At 49.2% G+C, this 14,032-nt stretch carries 16 protein-coding genes; 9 read left to right on the forward strand and 7 right to left on the reverse strand.

The features are described 5' to 3' along the window. The 5 genes from Q7V06_RS09920 to Q7V06_RS09940 form a co-directional block, all read left to right on the forward strand. Window positions 1-707 (forward strand): PAS domain-containing protein (locus tag Q7V06_RS09920; protein ID WP_304841070.1); only part of this gene is annotated, 707 nt, incomplete at its 5' end. Beyond that, entirely contained in the window at window positions 704-2,326 is a 1,623-nt protein-coding gene (locus Q7V06_RS09925; protein WP_304841071.1) for a PAS domain S-box protein, read from the forward strand. The genes Q7V06_RS09920 and Q7V06_RS09925, both read left to right, overlap by 4 nt. 194 nt (window positions 2,327-2,520) lie before the next feature. Beyond that, a complete protein-coding gene (locus tag Q7V06_RS09930) occupies window positions 2,521-3,102 on the forward strand; it encodes an HD domain-containing protein (protein WP_304841072.1) in 582 nt (193 codons plus the stop codon). Between the two features lie 76 nt (window positions 3,103-3,178). Then, entirely contained in the window at window positions 3,179-3,451 is a 273-nt protein-coding gene (locus Q7V06_RS09935; protein ID WP_304841073.1) for a hypothetical protein, read from the forward strand. A 25-nt stretch (window positions 3,452-3,476) separates the two neighbouring features. Then, window positions 3,477-3,836 (forward strand): hypothetical protein, encoded by a 360-nt coding sequence (locus Q7V06_RS09940; RefSeq protein WP_304841074.1) that lies wholly within the window; start codon window positions 3,477-3,479, stop codon window positions 3,834-3,836. A gap of 441 nt (window positions 3,837-4,277) precedes the next feature. On the opposite strand, the gene Q7V06_RS09945 is transcribed toward Q7V06_RS09940, so the two are convergent. Next, window positions 4,278-5,789 (reverse strand): transglutaminase-like domain-containing protein, encoded by a 1,512-nt coding sequence (locus Q7V06_RS09945; protein WP_304841075.1) that lies wholly within the window; start codon window positions 5,787-5,789, stop codon window positions 4,278-4,280. A gap of 133 nt (window positions 5,790-5,922) precedes the next feature. Here Q7V06_RS09945 and Q7V06_RS09950 point away from each other — a divergent pair, with 133 nt between their 5' ends. Next, window positions 5,923-6,252, forward strand: a complete 330-nt coding sequence (locus Q7V06_RS09950) for a CGGC domain-containing protein (protein ID WP_304841076.1) — start codon at window positions 5,923-5,925, stop codon at window positions 6,250-6,252. Window positions 6,253-6,312: 60 nt separating this feature from the next. Here the strand turns inward: Q7V06_RS09950 and Q7V06_RS09955 are convergent, their stop codons facing one another. Further along, window positions 6,313-7,410 carry a PAS domain-containing sensor histidine kinase gene (locus Q7V06_RS09955; protein ID WP_304841077.1) on the reverse strand — a complete coding sequence of 366 codons (1,098 nt, stop codon included), beginning with the start codon at window positions 7,408-7,410 and terminating at the stop codon, window positions 6,313-6,315. Then, the gene (locus Q7V06_RS09960; RefSeq protein WP_304841078.1) at window positions 7,386-8,351 is read right to left on the reverse strand and encodes a CHASE4 domain-containing protein; all 966 of its coding nucleotides are present in this window, start codon (window positions 8,349-8,351) and stop codon (window positions 7,386-7,388) included. The genes Q7V06_RS09955 and Q7V06_RS09960 overlap by 25 nt, the downstream gene beginning before the upstream one ends. A 279-nt stretch (window positions 8,352-8,630) precedes the next feature. Between Q7V06_RS09960 and Q7V06_RS09965 the strand changes: the two genes are divergently transcribed. After that, entirely contained in the window at window positions 8,631-9,272 is a 642-nt protein-coding gene (locus Q7V06_RS09965; protein ID WP_304841079.1) for a hypothetical protein, read from the forward strand. A gap of 94 nt (window positions 9,273-9,366) precedes the next feature. Here the strand turns inward: Q7V06_RS09965 and Q7V06_RS09970 are convergent, their stop codons facing one another. The 3 genes from Q7V06_RS09970 to Q7V06_RS09980 form a co-directional block, all read right to left on the reverse strand. Next, on the reverse strand, window positions 9,367-9,879 hold the full coding sequence (locus tag Q7V06_RS09970) for a shikimate kinase (protein WP_304841080.1): 513 nt from the start codon (window positions 9,877-9,879) through the stop codon (window positions 9,367-9,369). 38 nt (window positions 9,880-9,917) lie between these two features. Next, entirely contained in the window at window positions 9,918-10,955 is a 1,038-nt protein-coding gene (locus tag Q7V06_RS09975; protein ID WP_304841081.1) for a virulence RhuM family protein, read from the reverse strand. Between the two features lie 134 nt (window positions 10,956-11,089). Next, window positions 11,090-11,242, reverse strand: a complete 153-nt coding sequence (locus Q7V06_RS09980; protein WP_304841082.1) for a hypothetical protein — start codon at window positions 11,240-11,242, stop codon at window positions 11,090-11,092. Between the two features lie 518 nt (window positions 11,243-11,760). On the opposite strand from Q7V06_RS09980, the gene Q7V06_RS09985 reads away from it, so the two are divergent. Then, entirely contained in the window at window positions 11,761-12,993 is a 1,233-nt protein-coding gene (locus Q7V06_RS09985) for an aminotransferase class V-fold PLP-dependent enzyme (protein ID WP_304841083.1), read from the forward strand. Next, a complete protein-coding gene (locus tag Q7V06_RS09990; RefSeq protein ID WP_304841084.1) occupies window positions 12,965-13,345 on the forward strand; it encodes a hypothetical protein in 381 nt (126 codons plus the stop codon). Before Q7V06_RS09985 ends, Q7V06_RS09990 begins: the two co-directional genes overlap by 29 nt. 331 nt (window positions 13,346-13,676) lie before the next feature. On the opposite strand, the gene Q7V06_RS09995 is transcribed toward Q7V06_RS09990, so the two are convergent. Continuing rightward, window positions 13,677-14,032: carbonic anhydrase (locus Q7V06_RS09995; protein ID WP_304841085.1), on the reverse strand; the 356-nt coding region annotated here is incomplete at its 5' end.

The following is a 14,032-nucleotide window of genomic DNA, read 5'->3' on the forward strand; positions in this document are numbered from 1 at the left end:
ATCTGATAGCCGGGACCGGTATTGCCACCATCTTTGTAAATCTCAATTTGGAGATCCTTCGCTTCACTCCCGAAGCCACCCGGATCATCAATCTGATCGTAAGGGATATCGGGCGGCCGGTAGCCCATATCCTCTCCAATCTCGTCGGTTATGATAGTCTGGCAGAGGATGCACAATCCGTGCTGGACACGCTGATACCCAAAGAAATGGATGTGCAGAACAAGGATGGCAGGTGGTACAGATTACGTATCCTGCCGTATCGTACGCTTAAAATAGAAGGGGCTGTGCTCACCTTTGTTGATATTACGAAGGTAAAGAATGCACAAGACGAAATTCGTCTGAATGAAGAGCGTATGCGTATCGGGCTCAGCGCCTTCCCTATTGTCGTCTATAATCAGGATTTGGCATTGCGCTATACCTGGATATTTAGTACCAATCCGGAGATTGTTGCGGAGAAGATGCTCGGCAAGACTGACGCAGAAATGGTGCCTGAAGAGGATGCCACAAAGCTGACAGCCATCAAACAACAGGTGATCGAACGTGGGGAGGGAACGCGGCAGGAAGTACAAACTACCCGTGATGGCAGACCGATACGATACGATCTGACCATTGAGCCATTACGTGACACCAGAGGTGCCCTCATTGGAATTACCTGCGCTTCGCTTGAAAACCCTGACCGCAACAGAAAAGAGGGAAGTGCAGAATGAGTGAAGAAGACAAAAAATCACGTGATTTATCCGAACTACGCCGGAGAGCTGAAGAGATCGCGAGACATAAAGCAGAGTCTTTCGCTCAGGATAGTGCGTCCCTTTCAGCCAGTGAAGTCCGGAAGACCCTTCATGAACTGAAGGTGCACCAGATCGAGCTGGAGATGCAGAATGAAGAGTTGCGAGCAACACTGGTGGATCTGGATGCATCCCGGGCGCAGTATTTTGAACTCTATGATCTGGCGCCTGTGGGGTACTGTACTGTCAATGAAAAGGGGCTGATCCTTGAGGCGAACCTGACAGTTGTCAACTTACTTGGTAAAAGCGGGAGGGCGGCATTCCTCAGACAGCCGATTACCCGCTTCATCCATACAGAAGATCAGGATATCTACTATATGCACCGCAAGCTGCTCTTTGAGAACAGCGGGATACAGGGGTGTGAACTGCGAATGATGAAAGAGGATGGAACCCATATCTGGGTGTATCTTCAAGCCACCTCCGTACAGGAGAAAGATGGTGAGCAGATCTACCGTGTCATCCTCAGCGACATCACCGATCGTAAGGTGGTGGAAGAAGCGCTTAAGGAGAATGAAAACAGACTTCAGCTTGCACTTTTTGGATCTGAAACAGGAATGTGGGAACTTCATATTCCCACTATGGAAGTTGTAATCGATGAACGGGCATGTAATATCCTTGGTTATGAACACAAAGGCACACGATCATACCATACCTTTTGGGATACATTATTGCAGCCTGAAAAAAATCCTCTCGTTGATAAAAGACTTGTCGCTTATATCACGGGAAAAACACCCTTTTTTGAAGTTGAAAGCCAGATGAAGCATTCTTCCGGCAGCATGGTCTGGATGATTATCCGAGGGAAGATAACCCGGAGTCTCCCGGATGGATCACCACTCCAGCTCTCCGGAACCTTTCATGATATCACCGAACAGAAACTCACAGAAGAAGCACTCTATGTCGCAAACAAAAAGTTAAAGATCCTCTCAAGCATCACCCGGCATGATATTCTCAACAAGATCATGGGTGTTAACGGATATCTCTGGCTTTCCAGAGATCTGATTCAGGATGAGAATCTTTTGAGGTACTTCCATAATATCGAAAATGCTATCACCTCTATAGAGAAACAGATCGAGTTCACCCACACGTATGAGGAACTGGGTATGAAGAAGCCCGAATGGTTCCAGATCTCAGAGCTGATCAAAAAACTGAGTGATCCTCTGATCCGGATAAAACATGATTGTATGAATTTGAATTTGCTGGCTGACCCGATGATAGAGAAGGTCTTCTATAACTTAATGGGTAATACCATAGCGCATGCGGAAGGGGCCACCATGGTTCAGATCCACTGCGAGATTCTTGAGAATGATCTGCTTATTATCTGGGAGGATGATGGCCCCGGAATTCCTGATGATCAGAAAGAACAGATTTTTGAGAAAGGATTTGGGAAGCATACCGGTTTTGGGCTTTTCCTCTCCCGTGAGATCCTCAGTATCACCGGGCTTCACATCAGAGAGACAGGGATTTTTGGTAAAGGAGCGAGATTTGAGATCAGGGTGCCAAAAGGAATGTGGTCTGCATTTGGAGATGGTTTGGCCCGGTAGATCTGATACATCGTATCGGAGACTGCCTCATTCGAATGCATTGAGTGTCTCCTGACGAGATAAGCCCCTCAATCATGGCCCCTCTCTGGATCATTGTCACCTTATCCTATGCACGGCAATAATCTGGCGATGGATTGCAGATTATAGCAGTTGAAAGGAGATCATTTTCTCTTTTTAAATCTCAGATATCTCTTATGGATGAAGAGATGGAGAAGATGTCAGAGTATGTCAGGACTTTTTTTCAGGATTCAGGTTCCCACGGTTTCGATCACACTGCACGGGTCACCCGTCTCTCTGAGATGATGGGCAACAACGAGGGTGCGGATATGAAGATACTCATCCCAGCCGCCCTCTTCCATGATATCGCCCGTTCCCTTGAACTTGAGACGGGTCTGCCCCATGAGGAGCAAGGGGCAGAGATGGCAGAAGTGTATCTCCGATCAATCGGGTATCCCGGCGATAGGATCAATTCGATCACCCATGCGATCCGTGCCCACCGGTACAGCTCGGGGATTGCCCCGGAGACGCTCGAGGCTGAGATCCTCTCGGATGCCGACAAGCTTGATGCGATGGGTGCAGTCGGCATCGCCCGAACCTTCATGCAGGCGGGGGAGGATGGCACCGGGATAGTGGGTGCGGTCGCTCACTTTCATAAGAAGCTGCTGAAGCTGAAGGATCGGATGTATACGGAAACTGCAACTGAGATGGCTGAGGAGAGGCATGTATTCCTTGTTGATTTTCTGGATGAGCTTGAACGTGAGGAATGTAGGGATTAGATGGTGGGAAGGGTGATTTCTGATTCTAGCCTCGTTGAGCTTTTGTTATGTATAGTTATATGATACCACATTGTGTATGTCAGCTGCCAGTACCTCGGCACACTCTCCTACACTTGATACAATCCGGATGATTGAGGAGTTTGTTCAGGAGTATAGCGGTGAATTCCGGCGGCGAGCTCTCTGGTCATCTCTCCCACGGAAAATGATGTACCAGACCTTCAAAACCGCTATAGAGTACCTGATTGAATCAAACAAGATTGCCATTGATGCCAATGGCAAAGTCTGCTGGATCTTTGATCCTGAACTCGTCCGGTGTTATTTGGAACGTCAGGACTTGCAGCTTCGTTAAAAAAATGGAGAATTAGTTCTTCATCATGAGTTCTATTCTGAAACCTGCCATTGTCAAAAGCTCCATATCCCGGGAGATAGTAATCAGCCCAGAAATGGGGGGTTGGCGTATTCTGGAAAAGCATCTGGTAGCCGCCGGTTACATGGGCGCTTATGCCGATTTACCGGCAGAATGCCGAGAAGAGCATGCTCCGGGTGCCGCATTCGTCATGGCCTGTTTTAAACCTCGGGTCGATTCAGCCACTTTCGGTATCCGGCTGTCGAGTGATATGCGGGAAATGGCTGTAGGGGTAGGTTGTTATGATGTGGTTAACAAGGCATCATTTGGGTTGCATGAGAGTGGGGGTATGTTTCAAAAAACAGAAGAATGCAATACCTATTTATAATCTCATTAGTATTGTTAAATTTATATGGAGTGAAATAAAATGGCACTTGAAAGAATACATAACCCAAAAACTCATGCGGATTATCGTATCCGCCAAAGGACTACGGATAAGGGAGTAAAAGGTCAGATTATGGGGCGGTATAAGAAGCGTAAATAACCACTATTACCACCAGCCACCAATAATTTTCCTTTTTTGCTATTTCTCCTGGATCCTCGATATCCAGTGACATATAACGAGTCAAATAATCTCCCTCGTTATCACATTTTCATGTGTACCCTCTCTGCCATATCAACGGTAAAAAACGTCCGCGTTCGGGAGATGGTACGCTATCTGGGGAGAATCTTATCAACAGTTGGTATCGCCCGGTCTTTCATGCTGGCGGGAGAAGAAGTGACCGGGATTGACGGAGTAGTCGCCCACATCAGTTTAAAAAAAGGAGAATCAGTTCTTCGCCACAAGATTGATTCTGAAGCCCCCCATTGCCAAAAACTCCATATCCTGCATGGATGCATCGCTTAGAATCACCGGATACTGCCTGACAAGCCTGAAGACTGCTGCATCGTCTGGGTAATCCGGCTCGACTGTCGCATCGACATTCTTCTGGATGACAAGCCGGGCCGGGTCGATGTTGGTTCCATAGTATTTCTTAAAGGCTATCCGGTCCTCTTCAGGGATATCGAACCATTCGGCACCCTCGGCGACGGTCGGATCAACCGGCACCCACCCGTATCCCGTGAGATAGTATTCTGCCCAGAAGTGGGGGCTTGGCGCATCCTGGAGGATCATCTGGTAGCCGCCTGTTGCACGGGCGGGGATGCCGAGTGACCGGCAGAATGCAGAGAAGAGCATGCTCTGGGTGCCGCAGTCGCCATGGCCGGTTATGAACATATGGGTTGATTCAGCCACCTTCGGGGTTTTGGCATCAAGTGACATATGCGGGACATGGCTGTAGGGGTAGGTGGTGATGATATGTTCGTAGATCATCTGGGCCTGCTTATGGGGGTTTGTTTCGCTCCCGACGATCTCACGGGCTTTGTTCCTGATTGCATCGTTTATCTCGATGTTCCGTTCAGATCTCGTGTAGAGGATATACCTCGGATCGCTGGTGTCATACTCCCCGACCATCTCGGGATCGATCACATAAACGGCTTCATAGGATGTGAATCCGATATCAATCGTGATGAGCAGGTTACCTTTGATAGCATCGACTGGGATCTCATAGTAGATGATCCCGATATCGCCATGAACATCCGGCCCTTTCACGATGTACTCCGGGTATGCCATATTCGTGACTGAGACATCCTGCTGGATATTGGTCTCGATAGGGTGCGGGTACCAGATCTTCAGTGTTCCTCCTGCAGGGAGATCCTCTTCTGCGATCTCAAGATGCATGGTCCCTTCATATCGTACCGGGTTTCGGTAAGGGAGATTGACTGTTGGGAGATCCTCTGCCAGAGCATATCGGGACATAAAGGCAAACGAAAATCCCAGATCCCTTTTCTGGAGGATCTCTGTGTGGGCATAGAGGTAGTTCTTCGTGGTATCAGAGAAGTAGAGGGTCTCGCCATCAGAAACAAGCGTCTGGGCGTGATCTGTGAGCCAGCTATCGATCTCTGAATCGGTGATGCCGGGCACCGCCTCTCTCAGGGCATCCCGTGCGGCAGCCTCATTGAATGGGAACTCGCCATAGGTTCGGATCGTCTTAAACATCGCATTCCGTGAAGTGATGCCTGCATCCGGGAAACCATTTGCAAAGTACCATGCCGCTGATCCTTCAAATGCGGCTTCTGCGGCCCGGAAGTTTCCGGCTTCATATTCGGCAAGGCCTTTGTTGTATTCCATCTCACCGATGCTCGACTTTTCATACACCGGGTGATCGGAGACACAGCCCGCACAAGCGAGCAGAGCAATCACCAGGATGATGATTGCAGAGAAGGAGATCTGCTTGTTCATATGGTAACTCTCCTTTTCGATATATAAAAACTAGGGTATTTAAGAGGATTGAAACTATTTGTTGAAACAGGTGGGAGTGCACTTGTTTCTCCTCAATCCAAACTATTATCATCTGCCATATGCATTCACCTCTATGAAAGTCGGAATAATACGATGTATGATGACCGAGGATATGTGCACGGGAACGACAGATTTCAGCATTGCAAAAGAGGGAAAAGGCGCCTTCAGTGAGATAGGGCCTGTTGATATCGTTGGTTTTGTGACATGCGGGGGCTGTCCGGGCAAACGGGCAATACCACGGGCAAAGATGATGGTCGATCGCGGTGCAGAAGCGATCGTTTTTGCATCATGCATTATGAGAGGTAATCCGATCGGCTTCCCCTGCCCCCATTATGCTGACATGAGGGATTACATCATCAAAGCAGTCGGTCCGGAGATTCCGATCATTGAGTGGACGCACTGATACCCTGATGATGTATATGCCCGGTATTTGCGGGATTGAGAAAGGTTGCGTGTACTTTTCTTATCCGGTCCGGTACCCGCCTTCCGGCACCAGCATCCTGAACCGGGCGCCTTCCCCGGCAACCCCATCCTCAAGTATGGTAATCCCGGTGATATCAAGGATATCGCGGACAAGGAATAATCCAAATCCGGTGTTCTTGCCATACCCGCGTTCGAAGATGATCTCCTTCTCCTTATCCGGGATGCCGGGGCCATCATCTTCCCAGGTAATTCGCAGACCGGAATTGGTCTCTTCACACCGGATCTGTACAAGGGTTGCCCCTTCTGCATGGCGGAGGGTGTTCTCATAGAGGTTGAAGAAGGCCCTCTCGATCATCGGGTCGGCATAGATCGAGATCCGGTCACAATCACAGGCGATCGGGAGTTCTCTGTCATCGATTGATTCAATCAGGCTGCTGATGGTCTTCCATGCCGGGCTTTGTATCCCGAGCTGCTGGTACTCGCGTGTGAACTCGATCTGTCTTTGAATTTCATCAGTTGCTGTTTGTGCCTGTTTCAGGTACTCTGTCAGCATCTCCCCGCCCTGTTCCTCCTCTGCCAGCCCGAGGTATCCCTTCACAATCATCACCTTGTTCAGGATATCATGGCGGGTGATGGAGGAGAGGAGCTGGAGTTTTGCATTTGTGAGCTGAAGTGCATCTTCTGCCTTTTTCCGATCAGTTATATTATGGCCGATACCCAGAATTGAAACCGGCTCACCGTCTTTATTCCTCAGGAACCGGACAGAGTTCTCAATCAGTATGGTTGATCCATTCCTGCAGTACTCTTCGCTCTCGAACGTGACGGTTCTGTCCGGATCAGCAGCACCTGAGGCTTCTTTTTCCATCTCCAGAACAAAGAGTGCTATGATCTCTTTTATGGAGGCGGGAGTATTCCTCTCTTCAATTGGCATCGCAAGCGCCTCCTCAATGGTGAAACCTTTCACCTTCGTAACCGAAGGACTGGTATAGGTGAGATTGAGGTTCATGTCACAGATATAGATGATATCTGCGGTATTCTCTGCAATAATGCGGTATTTCTCTTCGCTTTCACGGATCACCTGCTGATCGTTCTCTATGGACTCGAGCATTCCGTTTATCGAGGCTGCGAGTTCTGCCACCTCGTCATCACCGTCGATTCCAACTGATGCAGGGAGGTACTGCTTGTGATATTCTGCACCTCCCGGTTCAGCCGGGTAATTCTCCTGAGGAAAAAATGGTTTATGAGCAGGTAGAAGAGGATGGCAGTGATTGCCGAGAAGATCAGGATCGCTACCACCCCCGACTGATAGGCGAGAATTCCCTTCCTGTATATTGTTCGCTCCTGGGTTATCGAGAGCACCATAACCGGCTCTCCAAAGAGATCGGTAACTATGGCCGATCCGGTGATGGTATCTCCCTCTTTTGAAATGGAGAGAGAGGGCTCACCCGCTGGCAGGGGCTTGTACGGGATGTCGGTGATCTGGATTGGAACCCCGGCGAGATCCGAGAGGTTCGCTATCCATCCTTCATCCATTGCACGTGCAAAGAGGAGGGTTCCCATGACCGGTCCCTCTCCCCAGCTCATCCGGATCGACCGTATTGCAACGAGCAAAAGCCCGTCTTCTGTTTCAAAGATCCCGGAGAGCTCTTCGGCATCAGATATCAGGAGGGAGTCATGGAGTGTATAGAGCTGCGGTTGAACCTCTCTCTCCTCACCCTCATCCGGGTCAAACCCACGCGCAAAGACCACCTCCCCATCCGGTCCGGTGAAGACCATTGCATTGAGTTTAAAATATTGAAATACCGATTCATCAAGGTTCTTCTGTTCATACTCAGGATCCATCCCCTGCACAAACAAGTACGTGTCATCCCAGTCTGACCAGTCCATCACACTTGTTGAGAGGAACTGTTGCTCCCTCTCAATTGACCTGATGGTCCTCTCCATCGTTGCCTCGAGGTGATCGTCTTCAAGATCGGCAAAATCATTGAGAATGAGCATGTGGGTGGCAACACCAAGCCCCAAAACCAGAGCTGCGATTACGAGGACGATGATGACAATTATCTGGTTCCGAACATTCACCTACTCCACCCCCTGTCTGTTCTGCGTTTACAGTTTATTGGTCGCCGATGATCCGGTGCCTTGTACTATCTGCATATCATCGTCTTCCTGGAATAATTATCTGTCTACATGATTCCGGAGCATGGGATAGTGCACCCGGTGATGCATCTGTTAGGTCATCTCTCATAATCGCGAGTGTCTTTGTTAGGATCTTATTGTCTGAATCCAGGAATCAATACAATTCCCTGAACAATTCGAAACCACTTTACCTCTGTGGATGAAGAGCATGTACCAGGTACTATGGACACGAAACATTCACGCACTGGGGATCGGGAGATCGTCAACAGGTGGGCGGTGGCTGAGATTAATACTCCGATTTCCGATCTTCTCTCCGGGAAGGGGCTGCTGCTGCCGGATGCCGACAGCTGCATCGGCTATTTCTATGTGGATCATGAAGAAGGCATTCTCTTCCGTATCCATTCGCTCTGCCGGCGCCTTCCCGATACGCTGCCTGAGATTATTCGCCATTTTGATAATCACGGCGAGGGATTGACCGTTATTTCAGAAGACGTTGAGGCATATAAACTCCTCTCCGGAGAGGAATTACTGGTCCTCTCAATTGATGAGGAGCAGAGATGGATGCTCTATTATGATCCGGAAATGCTGCACACATTGAGAAAGAGAGTGGATATCGACAGGTTCAGGGCCCCTGTGTATTTTGATGATGTATCGGTTCTGCTTTTCACCACCGACATGGTCATCCAACCCGAACTGGTCTGGGTTCGCCTGAATAGCCAGTCAGAGGATGGCATGTCGTTTCAGGGAACGCTCTTAAATGAGCCGTATTCGGATTATGGCGTGCATGAAGGGGGCATGCTTACGGTCAGCTTAGATGAACAGGAGGGAGAGTGGGTCCTGGTGGCAGAAATCGAATTTGAGTAGCGGGTGTTCTTGCGAAATTCTGAGCTTCTGATTCGAATATCCAGAATATGATCGCAATGTCGAGGTCTTTTCATAACTCTTTTTTACGGTTACTCTACTCCTGCCGGCTGATTGTGATGATGCTCCCTACAACAGATTCGGGGTCTTCACCGGAACACGGTATTGTGTAATCGGCATATTGTTCATAGAGTGGCACCCGGCTCTCGTACATCCCCCGTAGCGTCTGGCCCGGCATGAGGACGATTCCCCGTGTGGTGATGTTTCTGATCCTCTTCTCCATCTCTGGATAAGAGATCTCCAGGTACACAACCAATCCAAGTGATTTCAGGTGCTCCATCGCCGCCCTGCTCCAGACGACGCTCCCGCCTGTTGCGATCACACAATGACGGGGATGAAGGGAGAGGATCGCCTCCTCCTCGATCTGCCGGAATGCATCGGGGCCGTCTGTGTCGAGGATCTCCTGAAGCTTCCTCCCGGTCTGCTGCTGGATCAGGATGTCGCAGTCGATGAACTGCATGCCGAGCGCCTTTGCAAGGAGGACGCCAACAGTGCTCTTCCCGGCCCCCGGCATGCCGATCAGGATGATGTTTCTGTGGGTGTGGATCATCGGGGATACTCCTGGTTCTTCTTCTCTCCAGCGCTTGTTTATGGATTCTTCTTAAGGGCTTTTATTTCTGCTTCCTGAATCATCTGATCATAATCGCTTTCAAAAAGCCTATCCTGTATAACCCTGAATTTTTCAAATTCAGATAAGGCATACTCTTTTGCAGCTTCGGCAGTTGTTTTTCCGGCATTTGTAAGAAGCTCTCTCTCATCGAATTCCAGGAAGGCATCAAGGCGCCTACACCAGTCTTCCATTGTCATTGGAATTTTTCGTTTTGCACGGTCTTCTGCGAGATCAAGCCATGCATTGACTATTCTGCCGAGAGATTCAAGTTCATCGGAGGTCAGGTAATTTTTGGCGACTGTCACGTCGGCTCTTAGAATTTTACCTTTGGGGCTGTTTTCCCATGTTGTAAGCCCCATGTTTTCGTTTTCACTTTTTGCACGATTCACTATCAGTTCAGCGGCAGTATTTCCGTGTATTGCGAAGTGGAGTTTGTTCTGGACTTTTGCAAAGAATTCCTTTGTTGTGGGTGCATCGGGGTTGTAGTCGAGGCTTGTAGCATAGATGTCGGTAATTTTTTGGTAGAACCTTCGCTCGCTTAAACGAATTTCACGTATTTCGGCGAGGAGGTGCTCGAAGTAGTCTACACTCAGAACACTTCCGTTCTCCATTCTTTTTTTGTCGATTACATATCCCTTTATTGCAAAATGAGTAAGGACCTGTGTTGCCCATTGGCGGAATTGTGTGGCTCTCTGTGAATTTACGCGATATCCGACAGATATTATTGCATCGAGACTATAGTGGTCGATACCTCGTGTGACATCGCGGTTCCCTTCTTTTTGAACTATTAGGAATTTCCTAATAGTTGCCTCCTGCTTTAGCTCCCTGCTTTCGTAAATATTTTTGAGGTGCTCGTTTATTGTCGGAGTAGTCACATCAAAGAGTACTGCAATCACCCTCTGGCTAAGCCAGATTGTATTATCCTCATACCGGACTTCGATTGATTCTTCGCCTGATGATACAGTGAAGATTAAAAATTCGGCTGTGCTGTTTCGTATATGTTTTTTATTCTCCATGTCTGGACATCACCTCCCGATATTTATTGATGCGAACTGTTGGATTGCAGATGGATTGAACTATCAGGTATTGCCTGGCAGTTGGATGTATTGTTCTTTCTGTCGATGTCTGAATACTTATTTGATTTGAAATTCTAATCTGCGATTTTGGTGGAGTTGAGAATGTCCCGAATAGAATATTCAGGAGATTCGTCCAGCTTCAGGAATGTCGTCGTGGTGCATCCGCACGTGAAGAGGAGACAGAGTGCAAGCACGAGGGTTACTGTTGTAATCGTTCTTATCTTCATAGATTCTCTCCGTTGTTATTCTTCTTCTCTGATTGGGAAAATACCTTTTTCTCATATCTTCCGTTGTTCGTCTGCGTTGATGCTCCGTTGATCGCTGGATCGCTCTCGGTTTCCCGGATGTACCTCCATATCCCCCTGCATAGGTGTTCAGCAGGCTGTAATGCGGATGTTACCGGCGGGAAGAGAGGGTGTGAGAGTGATGAGAGAAAAAGGCAGGCTGGAAATTTGGTTCTCTATCCGGGGATCTTTCAAAGTATGGCTCTTCATAGGTTAAGTTAGGAAAATGTGCACATATATCACAAAATAGGTTGGAAAAATGTGTACAAGACACACATAATACGATAGTATCAGGAATATTGCCTGGCATTCAGATGAATATGGTGAGGTTCTGGAGATTCCGCTCTACCTTATCTGGAGACTGAAGGCATATCTCTCTTGAATAGTTCGTTCATGAATCCGTAGGGATCATGTGTATATCGATTCCTTTTTCTTCACACCCGCCAGATCAACTCAATCAGATGCCAGATGGACGATCTTCCTCCCCGGAAACTAAAAAACCTCTCATCTACCTGAATAACGCTGCCACCAGCTGGCCGAAACCTCCCGGCGTGATCGCGGCCATCCAACAATCCCTCTCCCTGCCTGTCTTCGGGTCGGGCAGGACGACCGGGACACAGGGGGAGGACTATATCTCTCTTGCACGGGAGAAGATCGCTGCATTCCTTGGGGCAGAGCCACCGGAACATATCGTCTTTTCTGCCCATGCAACGGACTCCCTGAATATCCTGATCTCCGGGTTTATTCAGAAATTTTATACCGAACAGCAAACGAGTGGTTCTGATTCCGGCTGCCACGTCCTCACGACAGCGCTTGACCACAACTCTGTGCTCAGACCGCTGCATGAACTGAAGAAGCGGCATTCATCATCCGGTTTTCAATTGGAGATCATCAGTTTCGATGATCAATGCTCTATCCGGCCGGAGATGATTGAGGCGGCGATCAGGCCGGACACCCGCCTGATGGTGCTCTCACACGGGAGCAATGTGCTCGGTTCTCTGCAGGATATCCATTCGATCGGAAAGATCCTGCATGATCATGGGATCTTTTTCATCGTAGACGGAGCACAGACCGCAGGCCATATCAAAATCAACCTGAGCGATCTGCCCGTTGATGCCTTTGTCTTTACCGGCCACAAGGCCCTTCTCGGTCTGCCCGGAACAGGCGGCTTCTATCTCCGTGACCCGGAGAGGATTGCTCCGGTCCGGTTCGGGGGAACGGGCACGAGTTCGTTCTCACTCGATCATCCCCCTGAGATGCCGGAGAGGTTTGAGATCGGGACCCAGAATTATCCCGGTCTTGCGGCTCTTGCAGCAGGAGTTGCATTCATTGAGGAGAAGGGGCTTTCTGCCATTGAGGAGCAGTCGATGCGGCAGACATCGTTCATCATCAGGGAGCTCTGCAAAGAGCCGAATATCACAATCTACAACAAACATCCGGATCTGCCGGTGATCGCCTTCAACATTAACGGGCTCGCAAATGATGATGTCGGATTCATTCTTGCACGGGGATACAACATCATTGCACGTACCGGGCTTCATTGTGCACCGCTTGTGCATAACGAAATTGACGGAGGGAAGGGCTGTGTCCGCCTTAGCCTCTCTGTCTTCACGACCGATGAGGAGTGCCGGGTTGCAGCAGAAGCAATACGGGAGATTGCAAGACATGCGAATCGTCCGGTCAGTACGGCATAAGGTCTGTGCAGACGGCTCCTTTATGAAGGAGTTTCTCATCAGCGAACCGGTACCGGAGGGGTTCTTCCTCTTTCTCTCGCACTTTGGGACGGTTGAATCGCTCCCGGCTCTCGGCGAAGGCTTCTACAAGTTCGAAAAGACGGACTGGTTCTCCATCAAGGGCTTTACCGGCGATACAATGCTTGAGGTCCGGTTCAAAAAAGAGGTGATGAACCTGACAGTTGATTTTCTCTTCTTCCTCTTCACCTCCTACAAGGATGGGGATTATGATCTTGTAAAGCTGAAGATGCGGGAGGAGAATCTTGGAAGGAAGATCTGCGAGTTCCTGTATGGGCCGTCGGGGACAAAGTGAGGGTGGGTGCGGGTCCCGGGTGCTCATGTCACCCTTCTTCAGGCTATACCTGACTCAGATCAATAGAAAATTCCCAGAGCCCTTTCTGATCCCTGAACTTCGTAAAGGTTGCATGGAATACGCCTGCATCAGCCGGGATGGGGTCGGTTTTCCAGAAGATGAGCGTGCCGTCCCCCTCAGCCCGGTAGCCATATGATTCCGTTGTCCTGAGAAATGTACCATCATCCAGCCTGATGTCATACCTTCGTGCCGAACGGTAATGTATCCAAAAATACTGGAATGACGGGGATGAAAAAACCTTTCGGATCGGGTAGTTTTAAAAAAAAGGTGTTTACTTTACCCGGCTCAGCAGCCCGTTTGTAAGATCGTAGTAGAGGCCGTGCACTTCTACCCTCTTCTCGTCAACAGCCTTTTTGAGCAGCGGGTACGTGTACAGGTGCTCAATCTGGAGCCGCACATTCTCATGCTCGATTAACCGGTAGCGCTCATCCTTTTCGGCAAGTGTCGTCGGGGGCTTAATTTTTGCATCCACCCGCTCCTTTGCCTCGCGGGCATTGTTGAGCCAGAGCGGGATGTAGGAATCGTTGCTCTCCTTGTCAAGGGCGCGGATCGCCCCGCAGTTCGAGTGGCCGCAGATGACTATGTCTTTGACCTTCAGGTGAAGAACCGCATACTCGAGTACGGTTG

The sequence above is a fragment of the Methanocalculus sp. genome (assembly GCF_030651615.1).
Lineage (GTDB): Archaea > Halobacteriota > Methanomicrobia > Methanomicrobiales > Methanocorpusculaceae > Methanocalculus.